This window comes from Bradyrhizobium sp. (assembly GCF_052389815.1).
GTDB lineage: Bacteria > Pseudomonadota > Alphaproteobacteria > Rhizobiales > Xanthobacteraceae > Bradyrhizobium.
Genome location: NZ_JBQTHN010000044.1, coordinates 1 through 24,864, shown reverse-complemented (window position 1 = coordinate 24,864; position 24,864 = coordinate 1). Strand labels below are relative to the sequence as shown.

Sequence of the window (24,864 nt, the reverse complement as noted above, 5' to 3'; positions counted from 1 at the left end):
GAGCTTCCGCGACCTGGAGCTGAAGCTGATTCTGCAGCGGTGAGCGCGCTCCCTCTCCCCGCTCTTCGCGGGGAGAGGGTTGGGGTGAGGGGCTGCTTCCACATATTCGGCGCTAAAGGGGACTCGCGGAGAGTCCCCCGCACCCGGATCGCATCTCACGTTGCGATCCGACCTCTCCCCGCAAGCGGGGCGAGGTAAACCGAGTTCGCCGATTCAGTTCTCAATCAGCCGTAGAGCGCGTGTGACGCCCCGGCCTCAATGCCCCTCGAACGAGATCAGCGTGCGCACGGGGACGTCGAGCTTGCGCAGCTTGTCGGCGCCGCCGAGCTCGGGGAGATCGATGATGAAGCAGGCGGCGAGCACGTTGGCGCCGATCTGGCGCAGCAGCTTCACGGCGCCTTCCGCGGTGCCGCCGGTGGCGATGAGGTCGTCGACCAAGATGACGCGTTCGCCTGGCTTGATGGCGTCTTCGTGCATTTCCATCTCGTCGATGCCGTATTCCAGGGAGTACGCGATGCGCACGGTGGTGTGCGGCAGTTTGCCCTTCTTGCGGATCGGCACGAAGCCGGCGGAGACCTGATGCGCCACCGCGCCGCCGAGGATGAAGCCGCGCGCCTCGATGCCGGCGACCTTGTCGATCTTGAGGCCCGCCCATGGCTGCACCAGCTCGTCGACCGCACGGCGGAAGGCGCGCGGCTCGCCGAGCAGCGTGGTGATGTCCCGGAACATGATGCCCTTCTTGGGATAGTCCGGGATGGTGCGAACGGTCGCTTTCAGGTCGTGCTCGAACGTCATTGTGTCTCTGCCCTCTTGCCAATCACTCCGTCATTGCGAGGAGCGAAGCGACGAAGCAATCCAGCTTACTTGTTTTAGCAAAGCTGGATTGCTTCGCTTCGCTCGCAATGACGGATACCTCTTCAATTCAACTTGAGCCGGAACGCATTCTCCACGATCCGCAAACCGACTTCCCCGCCGAGCGACATCAGCGATTCCGGATGGAATTGCACGCCGCCGACCGGAAGCGTCTTGTGCTCGATCGCCATCGCGACGCCGTCCTCGGTGGTCGCGGTGACCGTGAGCACGTCGGGCACGCTGTCGCGCTCGACATAGAGCGAATGGTAACGGCCGATCACGATCTCGTTCGGCAAATTGTGCATCAGCTTGCCGCCGCGGTTTTGCACGCGCGAGGGCCGTCCGTGCGCAGGCTGGCCGAGCTGGCCGAGCGTGCCGCCGAAATATTCGCCGATCGCCTGTACGCCGAGGCACACGCCGAAGATCGGCAGCTTCTGGCCGATCGCGGTATCGATGGTCCTGGAGATGCCGAAATCCTCCGGCCGGCCCGGGCCGGGCGACAGCACCAGCAGGTCCCATTTCCGCTTCAGCATTTCCTGTGCATGGACGTGGCGCACCACGGTGACGCTGGCGCCGACCTGCCGGAAGTAATCCGCCAGCATGTGCACGAAGCTGTCGTCGTGGTCGATCAGCAGCACCTTCTTGCCGGAGCCGGTGGCATCGGGCGCGATGCTCGACAGCGGCTTCGGCGCGTCGCCGCGCAGCGCCTGGAACAGGGCTGCGGCCTTGACCTGGCATTCGCGGTCTTCGGCCGCAGGCTCGGAGTCAAAAAGACAGGTGGCGCCGACGCGCACCTCAGCAAGACCATCTTTCATCCGGATGGTGCGGATGGTCAGCCCCGTGTTGATGCTGCCGTCGAAATTGACCGCGCCAATGGCGCCCGCATACCAACGCCGCGGCGAGCGCTCGTGGTCCTCGACGAACTGCATCGCCCACAGCTTTGGCGCGCCGGTGACGGTGACGGCCCAGGCGTGGGTGAGGAAGGCATCGAGCGAGTCGAATCCCGGCCGCAGCATGCCCTCGACATGGTCGACAGTGTGGAACAGCTTCGAATAGGTCTCGATCTGCCGCCGCGCCAGCACCTTGATCGTGCCGGGCACGCAGATGCGCGCCTTGTCGTTGCGGTCGACGTCGGTGCACATGTTGAGTTCGAACTCGTCCTTCTCCGAATTGAGGAGCTGGCGGATCTGCTCGGCATCGCCGATGGCGTCGGCGCCGCGCGCGATGGTACCGGAGATCGGGCAGGTTTCCACGCGGCGGCCGTCGGAGCGCACGAACATTTCGGGCGAGGCCGAGACCAGGAATTCGCCGTCGCCGAGATTCATCAGCGCGCCATAGGGCGACGGGTTGATGATGCAGAGCCGCTGAAACACTTCCGCCGGCGAGCGCTCGCAGGGCTCGGCGAAGAGCTGCCCGGGCACGGCCTCGAACAGATCGCCGCGGGCGAACGCCGCGCGCGCCACTTCCACCGTCGCCTGGTACTCGCCGGGGGCGTGGTCGGCAAAACCCTGGCGCGGCGATTTCCTGTAGGCACTTTCCGCGGTGTCATGAGGCAGGCCGGCGGTGGACTTGCCGTTCCAGGAGAATTCATAAGACAGCACCACGCCCCGGCCGGTGGCGCGGTCGTAGGCCAGCAGGCGGTCCGGCACATAGAGCACGATGTCGCGCTGGTCGGCCTCGCGCGCCCGCTTCTGTACGAGGTCCTCGATCTGGAATACGAGGTCGTAGGCGAAGGCGCCGTAGAGACCGAGCATGGGATCGTCATTGCAGGAGAAGGCCGCGATCAGGTCGCGCACCAGCGACATCACGCTGGCGCGGCGGGTGCGCTGGTCCTCCTCCATCGGGGCTTCGCCGCGGACGATATGGCCGGCAAGGCGCGTGGCGCTCTTCTCATCGATGACGACGCAGGGCTCGCGCAGCACGTCGGCGATGAAGGCGATCAGCACCTCGCCGCGCGGGTTCAACGCCGACAGAGAGAATTTGGTGCCCGTGGATTCCAGCACCAGCGGCGGATCGGCAAAGCCGAGGTCGAAGCTTTCGTAGCGGCCGGGCACCGTTGTGCCTGATGACAGCACCACGCCGCGGCGGCGATCCAGGAGGTTGATCAGGTCGTCGAGCCGCCTTGCATCGCCGGTGAACTGCTCGGACAGCCGCACGATCGCAAGCCCGCTCGCGGTGCGGAATTCGCTTCTGTCGGGCAGCGAGAATACGGTCCTGTTCATGTCATCCTCTTACGAAACTTCTGGAAGAGAGCGCCACACAGGACAAACGAGAAGGCCGCCGAACCCGAGTTGGCGACCCCTGACGATTTATGAAAATGCAATCGCACCGGCCACCTTTTACAAGGTGCGCCACCAACGACGGGACGGGATGGTCACGGTGCTCATGGAGGCTACTCACCATCGGTAACGGGCCGTGTCAAGGGACGGGCGGCCACAGGGCGCCGCTTTCGGCGGCAATCCGGGGCTTTAAAGCGCCCGAAATACCCTTAAGCTTTGTCCTGCGAACCGGCGGATCAACGGCCGGGACACAGGGAGATGCCCATGGCAGTGCAGGGATTGGGATATGCCGGCTTCGGCTCGGATGCGCTGGACGACTGGCGGCAGTTCGGCACCGGCCTCGTCGGCCTGCAGGCGGTGGAGCGCGGCAACAATTTGCTCGCCTTCCGGATGGACGATCGCAAGCAGCGCATCCTGATCGACCGCGCGCTCGGCAACGGCACGCGCTTCTTCGGCTGGGAGGTGGCGGACGCCGCCGCGCTGGATGCGCTGGCGGCGAGGCTGGAGGCGGTGGGCGCTGCGGTCACATCGGAGCCGCAGGCGCTGGCCGATTCACGACGGGTGCGGCGGCTGATCTCGTTTTCCGATCCCGCCGGCAACCGGCTGGAGGCGTTCTACGGCGCCGAGGTCGACGACGCGCCGTTCCGGCCCGGCCGCAACATCTCCGGCTTCCGCACCGGCCCGCTCGGGCTCGGACACGCCGTGCTTACGGTCGAGAACATCGAGCCCATGATGGCGTTCTACGTGAACCTGCTCGGCTTTGGCCTCAGCGACTACATCACAAAGCCGTTCCGTGCGTATTTCTTCCACGTCAATCCGCGGCACCATTCGCTGGCGCTGATCGAGACCGGCACGAGCGGCATGCATCATCTGATGGTTGAACTGTTTTCGCTCGACGATGTCGGCCAGGCCTACGACATCGCGCAATTGGAAGATCGCGTCGGTGTCACGCTAGGCCGTCACACCAACGATTTCATGACCTCGTTCTACTGCAAGTCGCCCTCCTCCTTCATGATCGAATGCGGCTGGGGCGGCCGCGAGATCGATACCGAGAGGTGGCAGGCAGTCGAGATGTTCGACGGGCCGAGCCTGTGGGGCCACGACCGCGTCTGGCTGGCGCCGGAAGACCGCGCGGTCGCCCGCGAGATGCGGATGAATGCGGCGCGCGAAGGCAAGCGCGCGCCAGTGCAGGTGATGGAGGGGAATTACAAGCTGATGGCGGGGACGTGCCCGTGGTGGGACGGGGTGAGGCAGAGCTAGCGCGGCATCACAGCTGTCGTCCCTGCGTTCGCATGCGTTCGCAGGGACGACCGCAATCATAATCCGCACTTCTTCCAGAGCTGCGCCATTTCATCATCACTCGCGAATTCGCCACGCTCGGCTTGTCCAAGGCCTTCGAGCACTGCCGCGCGGTGTTCCTCGGGCACCACCAACAACTCGCCTGCGTCATTGCGCATTCTTGCGATGGCATCTGCAAAGTCGTTCGTCATAGCCTACTCCCGATAACAGCCGCGCTCGATCTCCTCGGTCAGTCCCCTCGCCTGCGGCAACCAACCGAGTTCGGCGCGCGCGCGTTTGGCGCGGACGCGGCTGTTGGAGGCCATGGTGTCCTCGGCGGTGCCTTCGCCCCATTCGGCGGCAGCCTCCTGCATGGTCAGCGCCGACGGCGGACCGGCGTAGCCGAGGATGCGGTTGACGGACTCGCACGCCTCGCGCATCGAGTTCTCGCCATTCTCGGCGAAGTAGAAGGCGCCGGCCGGGGCCTTCTCGATCGCGTAAACATAGAGCTGGACGAGATCGTCGATGTGCACATTGGACCAGATGTTTTCGCCGGGGCCGGCATGGGCGGCGTTGCCGCGCTTCTTTGCGAGATTGATCAGCAGCGGCACCTGCACGCTGTCGCGCCCTGCCCCGTGGCCGATGCCGTAGATCAGGCTCGGGCAGATGATGACGGGGCGGCAGTCCCGGTCGTGGGCGCCGAGGATGAAGTGGTTGAGCTCGACCCGGGCGACACGCGCGGGCGACGGCGTGATCGGGGTGTCCTCGTCAAAAATATCGTCGGAGCGCTCGCCCTTGGCGCGCGTGCCGACGATGCTCGAACCCGAAGTGTGGATGAAGGCCTTGCCGCTGCCGGCGAGCGCATCGAGCAAGGCAACGACGGCGCCCTTGTGGTCGGCGCTGGCGGCGTTGACGACGACGTCGGCCGCCCGCGCGGCACTCGCAAGAATTTGCGCGTTGTCCAGCGTGCCCATGACAGGCGCGATGCCGAACGCGCGCACGTCATCGGCCTTCTCGGCCGAGCGAACGAGGCCGGTGACCTGATGGCCGTTCGCCGCGAGCGTCGCGGCGACGGACCCTCCGATGTAGCCCGATGCGCCCGTGCAGAAGATTTTCATCGCTGACCGCCGCCGTCACTGCGAGCCACCCGGTCGGCGCGAAGCGCCGCCGGATGACAGGCTCCGCGAAGCAATCCATCGCGCCGCAAGCGGAAACATGGATTGCTTCGTCGCTATCGCTCCTCGCAATGACGGAAAAAGGCTCTCCAGCCTACCCCAAATGCTTCCTGAAATACTCCGTCGCCCTGCCCCAGGCGAGCTCGGCGCACTGGCGGTCGTGCACGGCCATCCGCTGCTCGTTGGCGAAGCCGTGCTCGGCGTCGTAGCGATGGAGCTCGAGCGCCTTGCCGGCGGCCTTCATCGCCTTCTCCCACGCATCGACCGCGGCCGGCGTGCACCAATCGTCCTTGTTGGCGAAATGCGCCTGCAGGGGAATCCTGACATCGCCGGGTTTTGCGGCCTGTTCCGGCGGGATGCCATAGAACACGACGCCTGCCGTCAACTCCGGGATTTTGGCCGCGCCGATGACGGTGACCGCACCGCCCATGCAGAAGCCGGTGAGGCCCACCTTGGCGCCGTTACGCGCCAGGTATTGCACGGCGCCGCGCACGCTCTGCGTGGTGGCGTCCATGAAATCGAGCGAGGTCATCTGCTTGTTGGCGGCGTCGGTGTCGTGATACGGCACCACCACGCCGCTGTAGAGATCGGGCGCCAGGGCGTCGAAGCCGGCCGCCGCAAAGCGGTCGCACATACCCTTGATCTGGTCCTGCAGCCCCCACCATTCCTGGATCACGACAACGCCGGGCGCATTGCCGCGTGCGGCATTGGCGAGATAGCCCGCGGCTTCCTTGCCGTCCGGACGCTTGAAGGTGATCTGGGTGCCCATGGGGTTCCTCCGAGAGCTGGTTATTGGCCGTGATGCTTGCGGCCATTTTGGCGGGGGAAGCGGAAGGAAGCAACGCCGGCCTCGTGCCCCGGATGCAGCGCAGCGCGCCGCAATTGCGGCGTGGTGCGCTGCATCCGGGGCCCATCCCGATCGCGCGAAGAAAATGTGGGTCCCGGCTCTGCGGAGCAGCGTTGCACGCGGCACCGCGTCCGGGACGCGAGAGCGGTAACAAAAAAGCCCCCGAAGGGGCTTTTCCGAAATCATGACGTTGCGGTCGGCCTCAGTGCGCGCTGGCCCAGACCTTCTTCTTGGTGAAGTACAGAAGCCCCGAGAGCAGGATCAGGAACACGAAGACCTGCAGGCCGAGGCGCTTGCGCGCTTCCATGTGCGGCTCGGCGGTCCACATCAGGAAATGGGTGACGTCCTTGGCGTATTGCGCAACGGTCGCCGGCGAGCCGTCGTCATAGGTCACCTGACCGTCGTTGAGCGGGTTCGGCATCTTGATGGCGTGGCCCGGGAAGTAGGTGTTGTAGTAGGAGCCTTCCGGCAGGTTGAAGCCGGCCGGCGGTTTGTCCTGGTAGCCCTGCAGGAGAGCCACGAGATAGTCCGGGCCTTGCTCCTGGTACTGCGTGAACGCGTCGAACACGAACCAGGGGAAGCCGCGCTTGTAGGTGCGCGCCTTGGCAATCAGCGACAGATCCGGCGGGGCTGCGCCGCCGTTGGCCGCGCGGGCCGCCTGCTCGTTCGGGAACGGCGAGGGGAAATAGTCCGCCGGGCGGCCGGGCCGCTCGAACATGTCGCCGGCATCGTTCGGACCGTCCTTTACCTTGTATTCTGCCGCAAAGGCCGCCGCCTGTGCCGCCGAGTAACCGGGGCCACCGGGATCGGCGAGGTTGCGGAAGGCAACATACGACAGGCCGTGGCAGGAGGCGCAGACTTCCTTGTAGACCTTGAGGCCGCGCTGCAACGCGGCGCGGTCGAAGGTGCCGACGGGGCCGGCGAACGACCACTTGTTGCCGGGCGGCGAGACGCCATGGGCATCCTCGGCGCGGGCATTGTGCGCGCCGCCGATCAAGAGGCCGCCGGCGACCAGGAACGCGAGGGCGACGGAGGCGGCCTTGCCGCTCTTCGCCAGCACGGCGTCCGAAATCGAGTTCGGCACCGGACGCGGCCTCTCGATCCGGCTGAGCAGCGGCAGCAGGATCAGGAAGTAGGCAAAGTACAGCACGGTGAGGATGCGGCCGGCGATCACATAGATGCCTTCCGGCGGCTGGGCGCCGAGATAGCCGAGCAGGATGCAGACCACCACGAAGATCCAGAAGAACTGCTTGGCGAGCGGACGGTACTTCGACGACTTGGTCCTGGCGGTGTCGAGCCAGGGCAGGAAGGCGAGCACGACGATCGCCGCGAACATCGCCACCACGCCTGCGAGCTTGTTCGGGATCGAGCGCAGGATCGCGTAGAACGGCAGGTAGTACCATTCGGGCACGATGTGCGTCGGGGTCACGGCCGGGTTGGCCGGGATGTAGTTGTCGGCCTCGCCGAGATAGTTCGGCATGTAGAAGATGAACCAGGCGTAGAGCAGCATGAAGCAGGACACGCCGAAGAAGTCCTTCATGGTGGCGTGCGGCGTGAACGGCACGGTGTCCTTTTCGGTCTTCGGCTCGACCCCGTCGGGGTTGTTCTGGCCCGCGACATGCAGCGCCCAGACGTGCAGCACGACCACGCCGGCGATCACGAAGGGCAACAGGTAGTGCAGCGAGAAGAAGCGGCTCAGCGTCGGGTTGCCGACGGCGTAGCCGCCCCACAGCAGCGTCACGATGGAATCGCCGACATAGGGAATGGCGGAGAACAGGTTGGTGATGACGGTGGCGCCCCAGAAGCTCATCTGGCCCCACGGCAGCACGTAGCCCATGAAGCCGGTCGCCATCATCAGAAGGTAAATGATCACGCCGAGGATCCACAGCACCTCGCGCGGCTCCTTGTACGACCCGTAATAGAGGCCGCGGAACATGTGGACGTAGACGGCGAAGAAGAACATTGACGCGCCGACCGCGTGCATGTTGCGGAGCAGCCAGCCGTAATTGACGTCGCGGACGATCAGCTCCACCGACTTGAAGGCGAGATCGGCGTTCGGCGTGTAGTGCATCGCCAGGACGACGCCGGTCAGGATCTGCACGCCCAGCATCATCGAAAGGATGGCGCCGAAGGTCCACCAGTAGTTCAGGTTACGCGGCGTCGGATAGGCCACGAACGAGGAATGCATTAGCCCCATGATGGGCAGGCGCCGCTCGATCCACTTCAAGGCGGGATGGTTCGGCTGGAAATCGGATGGTCCGCTCATTGATGCGATCCTGAGGAAGTAAATCGACGCGACGGCGCGAGGTCCCGGAGGGGTCCGGGGCCTCAGCCGATCTGGATTTTGGTGTCGGTGAGAAATGCGTAGGGCGGCACCGGCAGGTTCGTCGGTGCCGGGCCCTGACGGATGCGGCCGGAGGTGTCGTACACCGAGCCGTGGCAGGGGCAGAAGAAGCCGTCGTAGCTGCCTTCATGCGCGATCGGGATGCAGCCGAGATGGGTGCAGATGCCGACCACGACCAGCCACCGCTCGTGGCCCGGCTTGGTGCGCTGCTGGTCGGTCTCCGGATCGGGCAAATCCTTGAGCGGCGTGTTCTGCGCTTCCTCGACCTGCTTCTTGGTGCGGTGGCTGATGTAGATCGGCTTGCCGCGCCAGAATACCTTGATGTCCTGCCCTTCGGCGATCGGGGTCAGGTCGACTTCGATCGGCGCGCCGGCCGCAATCGTCGAGGCGTCCGGGTTCATCTGGGAGATGAACGGCCAGGCGGTGGCCACCGCGCCGACGCCGGCGACGGCGCCCGTTGCAACAAAAAGGAAATCACGGCGTGTCGGATGATCCGCCGAAGACGCTGTCGTCACGATCCCTAACCCTTTCCAAGCTGCTGCCGGTGGAACCGCCCTAGGGGTCGTCCAGACGAGGATCGTCCAAACCCGCTGGGAGGTCTGCCGGCGCCCGCGTGCCCCGCGGCGGCAGAAAGACCGCTTTTTCCGCGCCCCACGGGCAGAACAGCCAGTCCAGAATCGTTCTATTGGCACCCTTGCCGGGCGAGCGCAAGCCCGCTATCCGCTCGCAAACGTGCAATGCACTAATTCCGCGCAAGGGCGCGATTTGTTCGGACATTTCAGCGGGGCTTTCGGAGGCCCGGCACGCATGCAGATCGCGCTTTACCAACCGGATATCCCCCAAAATACCGGCACGATTCTGCGGCTCTGCGCCTGCCTGGACGTCGCCGCCCACATCATCGAGCCGGCGGGCTTTGCGACCTCCGACCGGGCCTTCCGAAGGGCCGGGATGGACTATCTCGACCGGGTGCGGCTGACCCGCCACGATTCCTGGCCGAAATTCGAGCAATGGCGGCGAGGCCTCGGCCACCGCCTGCTGCTGTTCACCACCCGAGGGGCCGGTTCCTATCTTGATTACGCCTACGAACCAGCCGATATCCTCTTATTCGGACGCGAGTCCATGGGCGTGACCGACGAGGTATTGGCGGCCGCCGATGCGCGGCTGCTCATCCCCATCAAGCCGGGACTGCGCTCGCTCAATGTCGCGATGGCGGCGGCCATGGCCGTTGGCGAAGCGCTGCGGCAGACACGGGGCGCATGATCCCGGAAAAGTGGGCACCGGTTTTCCGGCAAGATCATGCGCAAAGAGACATTGATCCGAGAGGAGGGTTGGTGAGCTACGCGGTCAAGGAGATCTTCCTCACCCTGCAGGGCGAAGGCGCCCATGCCGGGCGAGCGGCGGTGTTTTGCCGATTCTCCGGCTGCAACCTCTGGAGCGGCCGCGAGGAAGACCGCGCGAAAGCAACCTGCCGGTTCTGCGACACCGATTTCGTCGGCACCGACGGCACGCTGGGCGGCCGTTTTACGAGCACGGACGAACTCGCCGACACCATCGCTGCGCAATGGACCGGCGAGGATGCGGGCCGTTATGTCGTGCTGACCGGCGGCGAGCCGCTGTTGCAGGTCGACCAGGCGCTGGTCGACGCGCTGCATGCGCGCGGTTTTGCGGTGGCGCTGGAGACCAACGGCACGATTATTCCGCCTGATGGCATGGACTGGATCTGCGTCAGCCCCAAGGCCGGCGCCGAGCTCGTGCTCAAGCGCGGGCATGAATTGAAGCTGGTCTATCCGCAGGAAGGCGCGCGGCCGGAGCAATTCGCCGCGCTCGACTTCGAGCGCTTCTCGCTGCAACCGATGGACGGACCGAACGTGGCGCAGAACACCGAGTGCGCCATCGACTATTGCCTGCGCCACCCGCAGTGGCGCCTCAGCCTGCAGACGCACAAGACGCTCGGGATCAGGTAGAACGGCGCAATGGACGTATCCCTCATCGAACAACGCAAGGCACGGGCGCGGAGCTGGTTCGAGGCCTTGCGCGACCAGATCTGTGCGGCGTTCGAGAAGCTCGAGGACGAGGCGACCTCCCCGCTCTATCCCGGCGAGGCCGGCCGCTTCGTGCGCACGCCGTGGGAGCGCACCGACCACACCGGCGCCAAGGGCGGCGGCGGGGTGATGTCTGTCATGCGCGGGCGCCTGTTCGAAAAGGTCGGCGTGCACTGCTCGACCGTGCACGGCGAGTTCGCCCCCGAATTCCGCGGACAGATTCCCGGCGCCTCCGACGATCCGCGCTTCTGGGCCTCCGGCATCTCGCTGATCGCGCACATGAAAAATCCGCACGTGCCGGCGGTGCACATGAACACGCGCTTCGTCGTCACGACGAAAGCGTGGTTCGGCGGCGGCGCGGACTTGACGCCCGTGCTCGACCGCCGCCGCACCCAGGAAGACGCCGACACGCTGGCCTTCCATGCGGCGATGAAGGAGGCCTGCAGCGGGCCGAACGGCGTTGCCGACTACGACAAATACAAGAAGTGGTGCGACGAATATTTCTACCTGCCGCACCGGAACGAGCCGCGTGGCATCGGCGGCATCTTCTACGACTGGCACGACAGCGGCGACTGGGAAGCCGACCTGGTCTTTACGCAGGAGGTCGGTCGCGCCTTTCTGAAGGTCTATCCCGAGCTGGTGCGGCGCAATTTCTCGACGCCCTGGACGGCTGAAGACCGCGAGGAGCAGTTGATCCGCCGCGGCCGCTACGTCGAATTCAACCTGCTCTACGACCGCGGCACCATCTTCGGCCTGAAAACCGGCGGCAACGTCGATTCCATCCTCTCTTCCATGCCGCCGGAGGTGAAGTGGCCGTGACGAAACTGCCGCGCGCCATGCTGATCGACATGGACGACACCATCCTGTCGGCCTATGGCCGGCCGGAGATCGCCTGGCACCACATTGCCGCCGAATTCGCCGATGAGCTGGCGCCGCTACCGCCAACGGCAATCGCCGCCGCAGTGCTGAGCTTTGCGCGAAACTTCTGGTCGACCGCCGAGCCGGCCTGGCGGCTCAAGCTGGGCGAGGCCCGGCGGATCTCGGTGCAGGGCGGATTCGACGCGCTGGCCGCAGCCGGTCATCCGCCGCTTCCCGCCGATCTCGCCATCCGCATCGCCGATCGCTTTACGGAGTACCGCGAGGAAGAGATGTTCATCTTCCCGGGCGCACATGATGCGATCGACGAGTTGCGCTCGCTCGGCGTCAAGCTCGCGCTGGTCACCAATGGCGCGGCCGATACCCAGCGCGCCAAGGTCGAGCGCTTCGAGCTCGCGCACCGCTTCCACCACATCCAGATCGAGGGCGAGCACGGTTTCGGCAAGCCGGAGGAGCGCGCCTATCTCCATGCGATGGACGCGCTCGGCGTCGGCGCCGAAGACACCTGGATGATCGGCGACAACCTCGAATGGGAAGTCGAAGCGCCGCAGCGGCTCGGCATCTACGCGATCTGGATGGACGTGCATGGCGACGGATTGCCGCCGGGCTCCATCATCAAGCCCGACCGCATCATCCGCTCGCTCGCGGAATTGCTGCCGAAGTGACGCATTTGCGTCATGGCCGCGCGCTAACCTCCCGAATCTCTCATCAAAGTTCGGAGGCGCTTCATGGAACTGAAACCCGGCGACGTCGTCACGCTGAAATCCGGCGGTCATCTGCTGACGGTGGCGGAAGTGCACGAGGATTCCGCCGCGTGCCTGTGGATGGGCCTGGAAGGCGATTTGTTCCGCGAAACCCTCCCGCTCGCCGTGCTCGAACTCGCCGACGCCGACGAGGAGGATGACGACGACGAGGAGGAAGAGGAAGAGGAAGAGGAAGAGGAAGAGGAAGAAGACGAAGAGGACGACGAGGAAGAGCCGCGCAAGAAGAAGAAGCGCGCCTGAAGACCTTGCCGGCGATGCCGCCCGCTTGCGGCGGCATCGCGACAATCAACGCAGCGCCGCGCCGATCATCATAACGCCGCCTGCGATCACCACGACGTCGAGGATCGCCGTGTGGATGTGCACGGGCATCCGCTCCACGAACGCCTTTGCCAGAAACGCCCCGGGCAATGCGACGGCGCCGATCAGCACGGCAAAGGCCAGCACCTGCGCGGTGACGGCGCCCGCCGTCCCGAACACCGAAATCTTGATGAGAGGATGTTCACAGCCGGTGGTCGCGGGCGAAACGCGCCACCGTCTGGTCGGCGATCGAAGCAACCGCTTCTGCCTCCAGCGGAAGGCCGGCGGCGAGCCAGGCGTCTTCCGCCATGGTCATGACATGGCCGAGCGCGGGTCCCTCGGCGATGCCGCGCGAGATGAAGTCCGCGGCTCGAAGCGGGAATTTCGGCGCGGTCCAGCGCTGCGGCAGATCGGCCATTCGCCGCCAGTCGGCGGCATCGACCCCCCCTGCCCGCGCCCAGGCCAGCATCAGGCGGTCGCGATAGGCCGCAGCGCCGAGGCGATAGAGCGCGCGCCTGGCGGCCGGCTCGTCCATGCCGGCAAGGCGCCACCAGCAATGCGCCATGGAATCGAGCGCCTTGGCTTCCGCATTCGACAGCCGCAACCGCGCGGCTATGCGGTATGCGTCCTCGGTGACGGCGACCGCGAGCGCGGCGAGGCGGCGCATGGCATCCGCCGGCAGGCCGAGCATCCGCTCGACTTCGATCATCGCAGCGAGCGGCCCGGTATAGGCGACGCCGCCGACGATCTGCTGCAGCAGGCCGCAATCGCCCATCGCCGCGATCGAGCCCGCCGCGCCAGGGGCTACCATCAGCTTCAGCATTTCCATGCGCACGCGCTCGGCCGACAGGTTCGCCATGCCGGCACGGCCACTGACGCAGGCGAGATAGCCGGCCCGATCCACCTCGCCCGCGCCATAGGCCGCGTGGATGCGGAAGAAGCGAAGGATGCGCAGGTAATCTTCCGCGATGCGCTGGGCCGCATCGCCGATGAAGCGCACGCGCCGCTCGGCGATGTCGGCAAGGCCGCCGACGTAATCGTGCACGACGCCTGCGGCGTCGACCGACAGGCCGTTGATGGTGAAGTCGCGCCGCTCGGCGTCGCGCATCCAGTCGCGGCCGAACGCGACCCTGGCCTTGCGGCCGAAGGTCTCGGTGTCCTCGCGCAGCGTGGTGACCTCGAAGGGATGCTTGTCGACCACCAGCGTCACCGTGCCGTGCTCGATGCCGGTCGGCACGCTCTTGATGCCGGCGCTTTCCGCGCGGCGGATCACCTCTTCCGGCAGCGCCGTGGTGGCGATGTCGATATCGGCGACGGCAAGGCCGAGCAGCGCATTGCGCACGGCGCCGCCGATCACGCGCGCCTCCTCGCCGCCGCCGTTGAGCAGCGCCAGCACGCGCCTCGCAGGGCCGGACTTCAGCCACGGCGCATGGCCGAGCACCCGCGCCTCGGTCATTTCGCAGGCCCCGGTCTTTCGGCGCCGGGCACGAGCCTGCCGCCTTCCAGGTGGGCGGGCTCGTAGGTCGAGCCCGGCGGCGCGCCGGCGAATTCGGCAAGGAAGATGAAGCTGACGATGACGAGCAGCAGCGAGCCCAGCGTCAGCTTGGCGACGAGGGGCAGCGGCCAGGAGGATTGGATGAAAACGCCGGAGCGCGTTGCGATCAGGAACGCCGCATAGACCGCAAAGGGGATCAGGAAAATTCCGATTTCGGTCAGGACCGGACGGATCATGCGAGATAGATCCGCTCGTAGAGCACACGCAGGATTCCGGCGGTGGCGCCCCAGATGTAGCGCTCGGCGAACGGCATGGCGTAGTAGGAACGGTCGATGCCGCGGAATTCCTTGGTGTGGATCTGGTGGTTCTCCGGGTTCATCAGGAAGGCGAGCGGCACCTCGAAGGCATCGACCACCTCGTATTCGTTGATGGTCAGCTTGAAACCGGGCTTCACCCTGGCGACCGTGGGCAGGATGCGGAAGCCGAAGGCGGTGCCGTAAACGTCCAGATAGCCGATCGGCTCGATGAACTCGCGCTTCAGGCCCACCTCCTCGTCCGCCTCGCGAAGCGCAGCATCCATCGGCGAGGCATCGCCGGCATCGATCTTGCCGCCGGGGAAGGCGATCTGTCCGGCATGGCTGCTCAGATGCTCCGTACGCTGCGTCAGCAAGACGGTCGGCTCGGGATGATCGACGACGGGGATCAAGACCGCGGCGGGCCGCACCGGCTGCTCCTGCGCCACGATCTCCAGCATGCGATCGTTGCCGGAATCGCCGGTGCGCGGAACGATGTTCGGATCGATCAGCCCCGGCGGCACATCGAAACCGAGCCGCGCGCGCGAGCGGCTGAAGAACTCCTCCGCGTCGACGGTCGCGGGCCTCGCCTGCAGCACCTGTTCGCTCAACGCGCGTTCCTCACCTGCTCCGCGTCGGCCATCGCAAAGAACTCGCCGCCGGATTCGACCCCGAACATTTCCTCACCATCGATCATCCGCTCCTCGCCCATGTCAACCAGATCGTAGTAGAGCGCACGGGTGACTTTGGCCCAGAGGTCGGCGCGGACGTGCAGATAGGGCGTCAGCCCGCCGTCGGCCGCCCGCTCGAAGCGCAGGCCATGGCCCGCCTCGCACACTACCCAGTCGTCGACATTGGTGCGGAAGCGCAAGAGCCGGCCGCGCGCGTCGTGCTCGACCCGCATTTCTACGGCCATGAAGGGCGCATCATCGACCCGGATGCCGACCTTCTCGACCGGCGTCACCAGAAAGTGCTTGCCGTTCTCGCGCTTGAGGATGGTCGAGAACAGCCGCACCAGCGCGGGGCGGCCGATTGGCGTTCCCATGTAGAACCACGTACCATCGCTGGCGATTCGCATGTCGAGTTCGCCGCAGAACGGCGGGTTCCACAGATGCACCGGCGGCAGGCCCCGCCCGGCAGGCGTGGCGTTGGTTGCGTCGCGCGCAGCGACGGTCAGCCCTTCGAGATTGCTTCGGGCTTGCCCTTGGTCGGTTTGCCCCTGGTTGGTTTGCCCTTGGTTCGCCATGGTTTACCCCAAAGCTTTGATCAGCCGATTTGGCACGATTGGTGCACGTCCGAGTTGGCTTGGTGAGATAAACATTCTCGCCACAACGTGATGCCGTTCATATCCCCAAACCGATAATGTGGGGATAGTTTAATTCAACAAATACATGGCCTTCGCATAGGTTTAGCGTGAGGTCCATGACATGACGACACAGCGGATGGCGCTTCCATTCGACAAGTAAGCTGCAAAGGAGCCGACTGGAATGGCAGGTTCAGAAAGCGTCGAAAAGCTCGAGGACGGCATCGTCCGCTCCGCCGAGCAGGTTTCCGCCCAGATCCGCGCGGCCAAAGAGGCGATTTCCACCGTCATTTTCGGCCAGGACCGCGTCATCGAAAACACGCTGGTGACGATCCTTTCCGGGGGACACGCGCTCCTGATCGGTGTGCCGGGCCTTGCCAAGACCAAGCTGGTCGACACGCTCGGCGTCACGCTGGGCCTCGATGCCAAGCGCATCCAGTTCACGCCCGACCTGATGCCATCGGACATTCTGGGCGCCGAGGTGCTGGACGAGAGCAGCACCGGAAAGCGCTCCTTCCGCTTCATCGCCGGCCCCGTTTTCGCACAGCTGCTGATGGCCGACGAAATCAACCGCGCCAGCCCGCGCACCCAGTCGGCGTTGCTGCAAGCCATGCAGGAACAGCACATCACCGTTGCAGGCGCGCGGCATGACCTGCCGAAACCTTTCCATGTGCTGGCGACGCAAAACCCGCTGGAGCAGGAAGGCACCTATCCCCTGCCCGAGGCACAGCTCGACCGCTTCCTGATGGAGATCGACGTCGACTATCCCGATCGCGACGCCGAGCGGCGCATCCTGTTCGAGACCACCGGCGCGGAAGAGACGCTGGCCAAGGCATCGATGGATGCCGAGGCGCTGCTCGCGGCCCAGCGCCTGGTGCGGCGCCTGCCGGTCGGCGATTCCGTGGTCGAGGCGATATTGTCCCTGGTGCGCGCCGCGCGCCCGAGCGAGGAAGGCGAAAAGCTGATTGCCTGGGGCCCCGGCCCCCGTGCCAGCCAGTCGCTGATGCTCGCGGTGCGCGCGCGGGCGCTGCTCGATGGCCGGCTCGCGCCGTCGGTCGACGACGTGATCGACCTCGCCGAGCCCGTGCTCAAGCACCGCATGGCGCTGACGTTCACGGCGCGCGCCGAGGGACGCACCGTCCCCGACGTGATCAGGCAGTTGAAGACGCGGATCGGTTGATGGCCGCACCCGACAAGAACGAGGCTCTGGAGATCACAGCAATCCGACGCGCCGATGGCGAAAGCCGCACGCTCGCCGCATCGCTGCCGCGCCTCGTCCTTGAAGCCCGCCGCATCGCCGCCAACGTGATCCACGGCCTGCACGGCCGCCGCCGAGCCGGCACCGGCGAGAATTTCTGGCAGTACCGCCGCTTCGTTTCCGGCGAGCCCGCCGCCCGGGTCGACTGGCGGCGCTCGGCGCGCGACGACCACCTCTATGTCCGCGAGCAGGAATGGGAAGCCTCGCACACCGTCTGGATCTGGCCCGACCGCTCGCCCTCGATGGCCTTTGCCTCGCGCGATGCGCGCGACAGCAAGCTGGAGCGCGGTTTGATCGTCGCCTTTGCGCTGGCCGAATTGCTGGTCGCCGGCGGTGAGCGTGTCGGCGTTCCCGGACTGATGAATCCGACCGCCAGCAACAACGTGATCGACAGGATGGCGCAGGCGATGCTGCATGACGATGCGACGCGGCTCAGCCTGCCGCCGGCCTTCGTGCCGTCGGCGCTGGCCGAGATCGTGGTGCTTTCGGATTTCTGGTCGCCGATAGCCGATATCAGGACCATGCTGGCGGGGCTGTCTTCCTCGGGCGCGCATGGCACGCTGATCCAGGTCGTCGATCCCGCCGAGGAAACCTTCCCGTATTCCGGCCGGATCGAATTCGTCGAGCCCGAGGGCGGTGAGGTCATCACCGCCGGCCGCGCCGAAAGCTGGATGAACGACTACGTCGCGCGCGTTGCGCTGCACCGCGACGAAATCCGCGCCGAAACCAACAAGCTTGACTGGCTGTTCTCCACCCACACCACCAGCCGCTCGGCGGCGGAGCTGCTGTTGTTCCTGCATGGCGGCTTGATGGTGAACAAGGGCGGCCAGCGGACCAACGTGAAAGCGGGGCGAAGCGCATGATGGGCCTGCCCCTCACCTTTGCCCAACCGTTGCTGCTGCTGGGGCTGCTCAGCCTGCCGCTGCTGTGGTGGCTGCTCCGGGTGATGCCGCCGCGCCCGCGCCGCATTGAATTCCCGCCGACCAAGCTGCTGTTCGACATCGCGCCGAAGGAAGAGACGCCCTCGCGCACGCCTTGGTGGCTGACGGCAATCCGGCTTGCCGCCGCCGCGCTCTTGATCGCCGCCGCCGCGGGCCCGATCTGGAATCCGGCAACCGGGCTCGGCGCCGGCAATGCGCCGCTCGTGATCCTGCTCGACGACGGCTGGAGCTCGGCGGCGAGCTGGGAGACCCGCATCAAGGCCGCCGACGAGCTGATCGCGAAGGCCGACAACGACCGGCGCGGCGTGGCGCTGGTTGCGCTTTCCGAGCCGCAGCGCGACATCACGCTGATGCCGGCGGGCAATGCGCGCGTGGCGCTGCGCCAGTTCTCGCCAAAGCCCTGGTCGGCCGAGCGCGTCGAGACACTGCCGGCGATCGAGCGGTTCCTGAAGGCCACTGGCGACGCGGAGATCGCCTGGCTCAGCGACGGCACCGATACCGGCCGCGGCAGCGAGTTCGTGGAAAGCCTGTCCAAGGCGATCGGCGAGCGCGCGCTGACTATCTTCGAGGGCGCGCCGGCGCCGCTGGCGCTGGCGGCAGCCGAGAACGCCGCGGCGAAGATGGTCGTGAAGGTGTTGCGCCCCGCAGGCGGGGCCGCCGTCGGCACCGTGCGCGCCGTCGACGCCAAGGGCTCGCCGGTCGGCGAAGCGCGCTTCAACTTCAAGGACGGCGATCGCGAGACCGATGCTTCCTTCGATCTGCCGGTCGAGCTGCGCAACGACATCGCGCGGCTGGAGATCGCGGGGGAACGCTCCGCGGGCGCCGTGCAGCTGCTCGACAAGCGCTGGCGCCGCCGCGCCGTCGGCGTGGTCTCGGGCGCGACCAGCGACACCGCGCAGCCGCTGCTCGCCGCGAACTTCTACCTCGCCCGCGCGCTCTCGCCCTTTGCCGACGTTCGGCTCGGCGAGCGCGGCTCGCCGCAACAGGCGGTCGCCCAGTTCCTCGACCAGAAGCTGCCGATGATCGTGATGGCCGATGTCGGCACGCTGTCGCCGGAAATCCGCGAGCGCCTCAACGCCTGGATCGAACAGGGCGGCGTGCTGGTGCGCTTCGCCGGCCCGCGCCTGGCGCAGGCGGACGACGACCTCGTGCCGGTGAAGCTGCGCCGCGGCGGCCGCACCCTCGGCGGCAGCCTGACCTGGGAGAAGCCGCAGCATCTGTCCACCTTTGCCGCCGAAGGGCCGTTCGCCGGCCTCGCCGTGCCGAAGGACATCACCGTCAACCGCCAGGTGCTGGCCGAGCCGGATGCGGCGCTCGCGGCGAAGACCTGGGCGATCCTGGAAGACGGCACGCCGCTGGTCACCGGCGAGCGGCGGGCCAAGGGCGTGGTTTCCCTCTTCCATGTCGGCGCCGACATGCGCTGGTCCGACCTGCCGATGTCCGGCAGCTTCGTCGAAATGCTGCGACGGATCGTCGACATGTCCGGCTATACGTCGACGCCAGGCGCAGGCGTCGCCGGCGAAGGCGCGGTGGAAATGGTCGCGCCCCTGCGCACGCTCGACGGCTTCGGAACCTTCGGCCCGCCGCCCTCGAGCGCAAAACCGATGCGGGCGGATTATCGCGACCGCGCGACGCCGGATCATCCGCCCGGTCTCTACGGCCCGGCCGAAGGCCCGATCGCGGTCAATACGCTCGCGAGCGCCGACCGCCTGGCCGCGCTCGATACGTCTATCCTGCGTGCGCAACGGGCAACCTACACCAATGCCGAGCCGCGCGACTTGCGCGGCATGCTGCTCGCCTCCGCGCTGGCGCTGTTCCTGGTCGATGCCGTGATCGTGGCGCTGCTCGGCGCCGGCCTGGCGGCGCTGCTGCGGCGCTGGCGCCCGGCATCCGCCTCGCTCGCGCTGGCGCTGGTCTTCGCATTGACGACATCGACGCCTTCGCAGGTGCGCGCCGACAGCAAGGACGATTTTGCCCTGCGTGCGGTGTCGCAGACGCGCCTTGCCTATGTCGTGACGGGGAACGCGGACGTCGACGCCATCGTCAAGGCCGGCATGTCCGGACTCACGCTGTTCCTTGCCCAGCGCACGGCACTGGAGGCCGGCGATCCCATCGGCGTCGATCCCGCGAGCGACGAGCTTGCGTTCTTCCCGCTGATCTACTGGCCGGTGATGCCGGACGCGCCAAGGCCGTCGCAGGACACTCTCAATCGAATCGACGCCTACATGAAGCAGGGCGGCACGGTGGTGTTCGATACCCGCGATGCCCTCGAAGCGCCGCCCGGCGAGAACGGCAGCTCGCAGACGCCGGGCATGATGGCGTTGCGCAACATCCTGTCTTCGCTTGACGTGCCCGAGCTCGAGCCGGTGCCGCGCGAGCATGTGCTGACCAAGACGTTCTACCTGCTGCGCGATTTCCCCGGCCGCTACACCACCGGCCAGACCTGGGTGGAGACGCTGCCGCGCAATGAGGATGACGAGGCGGCCTCGCGGCCGGCGCATGGCGGCGACGGCGTCTCGCCGATCATCATCACCTCCAACGATCTTGCCGGCGCCTGGGCGCTGCGCCCCGACGGCCAGCCGATGCTGCCGGTCTCCGGCGGTGACATGCGCCAGCGCGAATTCGCCTTCCGCGCCGGCGTCAACATCGTGATGTACACGCTGACCGGCAACTACAAGGCCGACCAGGTGCACGTGCCGGCGCTGATCGAACGGCTGGGACAGTGATCATGTGTGCCGCCGCTCGCCACAACAACAGCGTCATGCCCGGGCAAAAGCGCAAAGCGCGCCTTCGCGCACATGTCCCCGGCATCCACGTCTTCCTTGCCGTGCTTCAAGCCGTGGATGGCCGGGTCAAGCCCGGCCATGACGATCGAGAGGGCCTCGCGTAATGCAGTACGGTATCGCGTTCACCCCTCTCGTGCCGACGATCGTGCTGTGGATCGCGCTCGCCGCGATCGTGGTCATCGGCGCATTTCTGCTGCTCGGCCGCTCGCGCGGCGCGGCGGTGCGCGTGCTGGCGCTGGCGCTGGTGCTGCTCGCGCTCGCCAACCCCTCCTTCACCCGTGAGGACCGCGAGCCGCTGACTTCCGTCGCCGCCGTGGTGATCGACAAGAGCCCGAGCCAGAATTTCGGCAACCGGACGCGCGAGGCCGCGCAGGCGCAGGAAGCCCTCGTCGATGCCCTCAAGAAGGTAAAGGGCCTGGAAGTGCGCGTCGTCGAAGCGGGCCAGGCCGACGGCGAGACCGATGGCACGAAACTGTTCGGCGCGCTGTCCTCGGCGCTGTCGGACGTGCCGGTCGACCGCGTCGCCGGCGCCTTCCTGATCACCGACGGCCGCGTGCACGACATCCCCGCCAATGCCGGCGCGGTCGGCTTCCAGGCACCGGTGCATGCCCTGATCACCGGCCGCAAGGACGAACGCGATCGTCGTATCGCCATTTCGGCCGCGCCGCGCTTCGGCATCGTCGGCCAGCCGCAGACCATCACCTACCGCCTCGACGACCAGGGCGTGCGCGGCGAGCGCGCCAGGATCACCGTGCGCCGCGACGGCGAGGTGATCAGCGAGCGCAGCCTGCAAAGCGGCCAGACCGCCAATGTCGAGGTCGACATCAAGCATGCCGGCTCCAACATCGTCGAAATCGAGGCCTCGCCGCTCGACAACGAGCTGACGCTGGTCAACAACCGCGCCGTGGTGGCGATCGACGGCGTGCGCGACCAGCTGCGCGTGCTGCTGGTCTCGGGCGAGCCGCATTCCGGCGAGCGCACCTGGCGCAACCTTCTGAAGTCCGATGCCAGCGTCGGCCTGGTACATTTCACCATCCTGCGTCCGCCGGAGAAGCAGGACGGCACGCCGATCAACGAGCTGTCGCTGATCGCGTTTCCGACCCGCGAGCTGTTCCAGCAGCGGATCAACGACTTCCAGTTGATCATCTTCGACCGCTACGCCCGGCAAGGCGTGCTGCCGATCGCCTATTTCGACAATATCGCCCGCTATGTGCGCGGCGGCGGCGCCGTGCTGGTGTCGGCCGGCCCGGACTACGCCTCCACCACCAGCATCTGGCGGACGCCGCTGGATACGGTGCTGCCGGCCGAACCCGTCGGCGTGACGGAGAAGCCGTATCACGCGCACCTTTCCGACGCCGGCAAACGCCACCCGGTGACGCGCGGGCTGGAAGGTTCCGCCAGCGAGCCGCCGCGCTGGAGCCGCTTCTTCCGCTCCGTCGATACGCGCAACACTATCGGCCAACCCGTCATGACCGGCGCCGACGGCAAGCCGCTGCTGCTCCTGTCGCGCTTCGGCGAGGGCCGCGTGGCGCTCCTGCTCACCGATCACATCTGGCTGTGGGCGCGTGGCTATGAAGGCGGCGGGCCGCATCTCGACTTGCTGCGCAGGACTTCGCACTGGCTGATGAAGCAGCCGGATCTGGACGAGGAAGCGCTGCGGCTGCAGGTTGCCGGCAAGGATCTCGCGGTGATCCGGCAGACCATGTCCGATACGGTGTCGCCGGTCACGGTGACCTCGCCGAGCGGCGCCACGCGCGAATTGACACTCTCGGCCGCCGAGCCCGGCGAGTGGCGCGCGACGCTGCCGGCGGGCGAGCTCGGCCTCTGGCAGGCCACCGACGGCACGCTGAAGGCGCTGATCAACGTCGGTCCAACCAATCCGAAGGAGTTTTCCGAAGTCACCTCCACCACCGACATGCTTAAACCGCTGGCGCAGGCGACCGGCGGCGACGCACGGCGCGTGGTCGAGGGCGGCAGCCTCGACATGCCCCGCATCGTGCCGGTGCGCGCGGCGAGCGTGTTCCGCGGCGACGGCTGGATGGGCGTGAAGATGCGCGATGCCAGTGTGGTCAAGGGCGTCGGCGTGCTGCCGGTGTTCGCCGGCCTGATCGGCCTGTTGCTGCTGCTCGGCGCCTTCGCTGCGACCTGGCTGCGCGAGGGGCGCTGACGAACGCGAAATAGGTCGAGGTTCTAAGCGACCTCGTCCGCGCGACGCCATCGCGGAAACGGATCGGGAAGCCTGGACCATTCTTCGACGTGCATGCCCGGCCTGCCCGGCACCAGACAGGCATCGAGTCGCGCCGTCAGGGCGTCCCGATTCATGTCCGTCCCGATGAAGACGAGCTCCTGGCGGCGATCGCCGTACAGGCTGTTCCAGTTGCTTTCGAGCGACCGACGCCACGCGGGATCGTTCGGCCAGCGCTGGGCAGGGACGCTGGCCCACCAAAAGCCGAGAGCCTCGGTTCGGACGATCGAACCCGCCTGGCTCAGTTCGCCGAGCCATTGAGGGCGCGTGGCAATCCAGAAATGCCCCTTCGCGCGAATGACGCCCGCCCATGTTTCCTGCAGGAACCGGTGAAATTTCTCCGGATCGAACGGCCGGCGCGCGCGATATACGAAGCTGGTGACGCCATACTCCTCGGTTTCGGGCGTATGGCCGGCAAAGCCGTAAAGTTCCTTGAACCACAACGGATGTCGTTGCGCCCGTTCGAAATCGAACCGTCCGGTGTTGAGGATGCGGTCGAACGGCACGCTGGCAAAGCTGCACTCGACGATATCGGCTTCGGGGTTGAGCGCCCTCACGATCTTGCGCGCGGCTCCCAGTTGCGCCGGCGAAGCATCGGCAATCTTGTTGAGTACGACGACGTCAGCAAATTCGATCTGTTCGACCAGGAGGTCCACGAGAGTCCTCCTGTCACTCTCGCCCAGCGATTCCCCGCGGTCCCTTATGAAATCGGTCGACGCGTAGTCCTTGAACAGGTTCACGGCATCGACGACGGTGACCATCGTGTCGAGAACGGCGACATCGGACAGGCTGTCGCCCGTCTCATTGCGGAAATCGAACGTGGCGGCGACGGGCAACGGCTCGGCGATGCCGGTGGACTCGATCAGCAGATAGTCGAACCGGCCGCTCTCGGCGAGCGCCCGAACCTCCCTCAAGAGATCGTCGCGAAGGGTGCAACAGATGCAGCCGTTGGTCATTTCGACCAGTTTTTCTTCAGTCCGTGAGAGATTGGCACCGCCATCGCGAACGAGGTCCGCATCGATGTTGACCTCGCTCATGTCGTTCACGATCACCGCCACCTTCAGGCCCTGGCGATTGTTCAGCACATGATTGAGCAAAGTGGTTTTTCCAGCCCCGAGGAAGCCGGACAAGACGGTGACGGGGAGTTTTCGCATGAAGATCGAAACGCCTTTTCAGTTCGCGTGGTCCTAACCGGGAGGGAAGACGCATGAAGTCCGTCGCCGTTATGTTATGTTATAACATAACATCTTGTTCCGGCCGCTGGTCAAGTGGCTGATCTTGCGCAACGGGGCGGTGTTGCCCGAATTCCACACCTCGTTGAATTATCGAGGGTTCAGGCTCCGACCGTCAGCCCGGCAATTGACATGCCGCCGGCTTCCAAATGTTATATTGTAACATCGACTGACCGAATGCCGCAGGGCTAACCAAGGGTGTAAACCCCGTGACCTGGTTCCGTAAGAACCTCAAGCAGAGTACCTGGCTCGCGCTGTTTGCGCTCGCTCTGCAATTCTTGCTGTCGTTCGCGCATTTTCACGTCGACGATGCGCAGGCGGCGCCCTCGAGTCAGGTCCTCGCCGATATCGCGCATATTGCGGACGATGCCGCCGACATAGCCCACGAGAGGCCGCAGCCGGCAAGCCACAATGAAAAGCAGCCGTCGAGTGAGCCGTGCGCGACCTGCGCGGTCATGTCGGTGGCGAGCCAGATCTTGCTCGCAACGCCGGCGGCGTTGCAGACGCCAGACGCAATCGAACTGCGTTTGCCTCCGGCCGGCGCCGAGCTTGCCTAT

At 66.2% G+C, this 24,864-nt stretch carries 23 protein-coding genes and 1 pseudogene; 11 read left to right on the top strand and 13 right to left on the bottom strand.

Features of this window, described 5'->3' with window-relative positions:
* Nucleotides 1-255 precede the first annotated feature (255 nt).
* The gene (locus ACT4OC_RS09130; protein WP_444838651.1) at nucleotides 256-795 is read right to left on the bottom strand and encodes an adenine phosphoribosyltransferase; all 540 of its coding nucleotides are present in this window, start codon (nucleotides 793-795) and stop codon (nucleotides 256-258) included.
* A gap of 122 nt (nucleotides 796-917) precedes the next feature.
* Nucleotides 918-3,074 carry an anthranilate synthase component I gene (locus tag ACT4OC_RS09125; RefSeq protein WP_444838650.1) on the bottom strand — a complete coding sequence of 719 codons (2,157 nt, stop codon included), beginning with the start codon at nucleotides 3,072-3,074 and terminating at the stop codon, nucleotides 918-920.
* Between the two features lie 321 nt (nucleotides 3,075-3,395).
* On the opposite strand from ACT4OC_RS09125, the gene ACT4OC_RS09120 reads away from it, so the two are divergent.
* Nucleotides 3,396-4,391: a VOC family protein gene (locus ACT4OC_RS09120; RefSeq protein WP_444838649.1), complete on the top strand. Its 996-nt coding sequence runs from the start codon at nucleotides 3,396-3,398 to the stop codon at nucleotides 4,389-4,391.
* 56 nt (nucleotides 4,392-4,447) lie between these two features.
* Here the strand turns inward: ACT4OC_RS09120 and ACT4OC_RS09115 are convergent, their stop codons facing one another.
* The 5 genes from ACT4OC_RS09115 to petA form a co-directional block, all read right to left on the bottom strand.
* A complete protein-coding gene (locus ACT4OC_RS09115; RefSeq protein WP_444838648.1) occupies nucleotides 4,448-4,621 on the bottom strand; it encodes a hypothetical protein in 174 nt (57 codons plus the stop codon).
* 3 nt (nucleotides 4,622-4,624) lie between these two features.
* Nucleotides 4,625-5,527 (bottom strand): NAD-dependent epimerase/dehydratase family protein, encoded by a 903-nt coding sequence (locus ACT4OC_RS09110; RefSeq protein WP_444838647.1) that lies wholly within the window; start codon nucleotides 5,525-5,527, stop codon nucleotides 4,625-4,627.
* Nucleotides 5,528-5,678: 151 nt separating this feature from the next.
* On the bottom strand, nucleotides 5,679-6,353 hold the full coding sequence (locus tag ACT4OC_RS09105) for a dienelactone hydrolase family protein (protein ID WP_444838646.1): 675 nt from the start codon (nucleotides 6,351-6,353) through the stop codon (nucleotides 5,679-5,681).
* A 280-nt stretch (nucleotides 6,354-6,633) separates the two neighbouring features.
* Nucleotides 6,634-8,697, bottom strand: a complete 2,064-nt coding sequence (locus ACT4OC_RS09100; RefSeq protein WP_444838645.1) for a cytochrome c1 — start codon at nucleotides 8,695-8,697, stop codon at nucleotides 6,634-6,636.
* 62 nt (nucleotides 8,698-8,759) lie between these two features.
* Nucleotides 8,760-9,290, bottom strand: coding sequence for a ubiquinol-cytochrome c reductase iron-sulfur subunit (gene petA / locus ACT4OC_RS09095; RefSeq protein ID WP_444838644.1), 531 nt, complete (start codon nucleotides 9,288-9,290; stop codon nucleotides 8,760-8,762).
* A gap of 292 nt (nucleotides 9,291-9,582) precedes the next feature.
* Here petA and ACT4OC_RS09090 point away from each other — a divergent pair, with 292 nt between their 5' ends.
* The 5 genes from ACT4OC_RS09090 to ACT4OC_RS09070 all read left to right on the top strand — a co-directional run bounded on the left by ACT4OC_RS09090 (nucleotide 9,583) and on the right by ACT4OC_RS09070 (nucleotide 12,697).
* The gene (locus ACT4OC_RS09090; protein WP_444838643.1) at nucleotides 9,583-10,035 is read left to right on the top strand and encodes a tRNA (cytidine(34)-2'-O)-methyltransferase; all 453 of its coding nucleotides are present in this window, start codon (nucleotides 9,583-9,585) and stop codon (nucleotides 10,033-10,035) included.
* Nucleotides 10,036-10,106: 71 nt separating this feature from the next.
* Complete coding sequence (gene queE / locus ACT4OC_RS09085; RefSeq protein WP_444838642.1) at nucleotides 10,107-10,739, top strand: 7-carboxy-7-deazaguanine synthase; 633 nt, start codon at nucleotides 10,107-10,109, stop codon at nucleotides 10,737-10,739.
* Nucleotides 10,740-10,748: 9 nt separating this feature from the next.
* Nucleotides 10,749-11,636: an oxygen-dependent coproporphyrinogen oxidase gene (gene hemF / locus ACT4OC_RS09080; protein WP_444838641.1), complete on the top strand. Its 888-nt coding sequence runs from the start codon at nucleotides 10,749-10,751 to the stop codon at nucleotides 11,634-11,636.
* Nucleotides 11,637-11,653: 17 nt separating this feature from the next.
* A complete protein-coding gene (locus ACT4OC_RS09075) occupies nucleotides 11,654-12,358 on the top strand; it encodes an HAD family hydrolase (RefSeq protein ID WP_444838652.1) in 705 nt (234 codons plus the stop codon).
* Between the two features lie 63 nt (nucleotides 12,359-12,421).
* Nucleotides 12,422-12,697 carry a YodC family protein gene (locus tag ACT4OC_RS09070; protein WP_444838640.1) on the top strand — a complete coding sequence of 92 codons (276 nt, stop codon included), beginning with the start codon at nucleotides 12,422-12,424 and terminating at the stop codon, nucleotides 12,695-12,697.
* Between the two features lie 45 nt (nucleotides 12,698-12,742).
* Here the strand turns inward: ACT4OC_RS09070 and ACT4OC_RS09065 are convergent.
* The 5 genes and pseudogenes from ACT4OC_RS09065 to ACT4OC_RS09045 form a co-directional block, all read right to left on the bottom strand.
* Nucleotides 12,743-12,949 (bottom strand): annotated as a pseudogene (locus tag ACT4OC_RS09065) (sulfite exporter TauE/SafE family protein); the annotation flags it as partial.
* A 7-nt stretch (nucleotides 12,950-12,956) separates the two neighbouring features.
* Nucleotides 12,957-14,210 carry a CCA tRNA nucleotidyltransferase gene (locus tag ACT4OC_RS09060; RefSeq protein WP_444838639.1) on the bottom strand — a complete coding sequence of 418 codons (1,254 nt, stop codon included), beginning with the start codon at nucleotides 14,208-14,210 and terminating at the stop codon, nucleotides 12,957-12,959.
* A complete protein-coding gene (locus ACT4OC_RS09055; protein WP_444838638.1) occupies nucleotides 14,207-14,485 on the bottom strand; it encodes a DUF6111 family protein in 279 nt (92 codons plus the stop codon). The genes ACT4OC_RS09060 and ACT4OC_RS09055 overlap by 4 nt, the downstream gene beginning before the upstream one ends.
* Nucleotides 14,482-15,153: a CoA pyrophosphatase gene (locus ACT4OC_RS09050; RefSeq protein WP_444838637.1), complete on the bottom strand. Its 672-nt coding sequence runs from the start codon at nucleotides 15,151-15,153 to the stop codon at nucleotides 14,482-14,484. Before ACT4OC_RS09050 ends, ACT4OC_RS09055 begins: the two co-directional genes overlap by 4 nt.
* Nucleotides 15,150-15,788, bottom strand: a complete 639-nt coding sequence (locus tag ACT4OC_RS09045) for a DUF1285 domain-containing protein (protein WP_444838636.1) — start codon at nucleotides 15,786-15,788, stop codon at nucleotides 15,150-15,152. The genes ACT4OC_RS09050 and ACT4OC_RS09045 overlap by 4 nt, the downstream gene beginning before the upstream one ends.
* 241 nt (nucleotides 15,789-16,029) lie before the next feature.
* Here ACT4OC_RS09045 and ACT4OC_RS09040 point away from each other — a divergent pair, with 241 nt between their 5' ends.
* From ACT4OC_RS09040 to ACT4OC_RS09025, 4 genes are all read left to right on the top strand, one after another.
* Nucleotides 16,030-17,025 (top strand): AAA family ATPase, encoded by a 996-nt coding sequence (locus ACT4OC_RS09040; protein ID WP_444838635.1) that lies wholly within the window; start codon nucleotides 16,030-16,032, stop codon nucleotides 17,023-17,025.
* Entirely contained in the window at nucleotides 17,025-17,966 is a 942-nt protein-coding gene (locus ACT4OC_RS09035; protein WP_444838634.1) for a DUF58 domain-containing protein, read from the top strand. Before ACT4OC_RS09040 ends, ACT4OC_RS09035 begins: the two co-directional genes overlap by 1 nt.
* Nucleotides 17,963-20,770: a DUF4159 domain-containing protein gene (locus tag ACT4OC_RS09030; protein ID WP_444838633.1), complete on the top strand. Its 2,808-nt coding sequence runs from the start codon at nucleotides 17,963-17,965 to the stop codon at nucleotides 20,768-20,770. The genes ACT4OC_RS09035 and ACT4OC_RS09030 overlap by 4 nt, the downstream gene beginning before the upstream one ends.
* A 163-nt stretch (nucleotides 20,771-20,933) precedes the next feature.
* The gene (locus ACT4OC_RS09025) at nucleotides 20,934-22,997 is read left to right on the top strand and encodes a hypothetical protein (protein ID WP_444838632.1); all 2,064 of its coding nucleotides are present in this window, start codon (nucleotides 20,934-20,936) and stop codon (nucleotides 22,995-22,997) included.
* Between the two features lie 23 nt (nucleotides 22,998-23,020).
* On the opposite strand, the gene zigA is transcribed toward ACT4OC_RS09025, so the two are convergent.
* Nucleotides 23,021-24,229 carry a zinc metallochaperone GTPase ZigA gene (gene zigA, locus ACT4OC_RS09020; protein ID WP_444838631.1) on the bottom strand — a complete coding sequence of 403 codons (1,209 nt, stop codon included), beginning with the start codon at nucleotides 24,227-24,229 and terminating at the stop codon, nucleotides 23,021-23,023.
* A gap of 287 nt (nucleotides 24,230-24,516) precedes the next feature.
* Here zigA and ACT4OC_RS09015 point away from each other — a divergent pair.
* Nucleotides 24,517-24,864 (top strand): DUF2946 family protein (locus ACT4OC_RS09015; protein WP_444838630.1); only part of this gene is annotated, 348 nt, incomplete at its 3' end.

Coding starts and splice junctions, on each gene's coding strand:
- ACT4OC_RS09110 (WP_444838647.1), bottom strand. CDS start 5,527: ATGAAAATCTTCTGCACGGGCGCATCGGGCTACATCGGAGGGTCCGTC.
- ACT4OC_RS09120 (WP_444838649.1), top strand. CDS start 3,396: ATGGCAGTGCAGGGATTGGGATATGCCGGCTTCGGCTCGGATGCGCTG.
- ACT4OC_RS09075 (WP_444838652.1), top strand. CDS start 11,654: ATGCTGATCGACATGGACGACACCATCCTGTCGGCCTATGGCCGGCCG.
- ACT4OC_RS09115 (WP_444838648.1), bottom strand. CDS start 4,621: ATGACGAACGACTTTGCAGATGCCATCGCAAGAATGCGCAATGACGCA.
- ACT4OC_RS09125 (WP_444838650.1), bottom strand. CDS start 3,074: ATGAACAGGACCGTATTCTCGCTGCCCGACAGAAGCGAATTCCGCACC.
- ACT4OC_RS09040 (WP_444838635.1), top strand. CDS start 16,030: ATGGCAGGTTCAGAAAGCGTCGAAAAGCTCGAGGACGGCATCGTCCGC.
- ACT4OC_RS09105 (WP_444838646.1), bottom strand. CDS start 6,353: ATGGGCACCCAGATCACCTTCAAGCGTCCGGACGGCAAGGAAGCCGCG.
- ACT4OC_RS09045 (WP_444838636.1), bottom strand. CDS start 15,788: ATGGCGAACCAAGGGCAAACCAACCAGGGGCAAACCGACCAAGGGCAA.
- hemF (WP_444838641.1), top strand. CDS start 10,749: ATGGACGTATCCCTCATCGAACAACGCAAGGCACGGGCGCGGAGCTGG.
- ACT4OC_RS09055 (WP_444838638.1), bottom strand. CDS start 14,485: ATGATCCGTCCGGTCCTGACCGAAATCGGAATTTTCCTGATCCCCTTT.
- ACT4OC_RS09090 (WP_444838643.1), top strand. CDS start 9,583: ATGCAGATCGCGCTTTACCAACCGGATATCCCCCAAAATACCGGCACG.
- ACT4OC_RS09100 (WP_444838645.1), bottom strand. CDS start 8,697: ATGAGCGGACCATCCGATTTCCAGCCGAACCATCCCGCCTTGAAGTGG.
- ACT4OC_RS09025 (WP_444838632.1), top strand. CDS start 20,934: ATGCAGTACGGTATCGCGTTCACCCCTCTCGTGCCGACGATCGTGCTG.
- ACT4OC_RS09130 (WP_444838651.1), bottom strand. CDS start 795: ATGACGTTCGAGCACGACCTGAAAGCGACCGTTCGCACCATCCCGGAC.
- zigA (WP_444838631.1), bottom strand. CDS start 24,229: ATGCGAAAACTCCCCGTCACCGTCTTGTCCGGCTTCCTCGGGGCTGGA.
- ACT4OC_RS09035 (WP_444838634.1), top strand. CDS start 17,025: ATGGCCGCACCCGACAAGAACGAGGCTCTGGAGATCACAGCAATCCGA.
- ACT4OC_RS09030 (WP_444838633.1), top strand. CDS start 17,963: ATGATGGGCCTGCCCCTCACCTTTGCCCAACCGTTGCTGCTGCTGGGG.
- ACT4OC_RS09060 (WP_444838639.1), bottom strand. CDS start 14,210: ATGACCGAGGCGCGGGTGCTCGGCCATGCGCCGTGGCTGAAGTCCGGC.
- ACT4OC_RS09070 (WP_444838640.1), top strand. CDS start 12,422: ATGGAACTGAAACCCGGCGACGTCGTCACGCTGAAATCCGGCGGTCAT.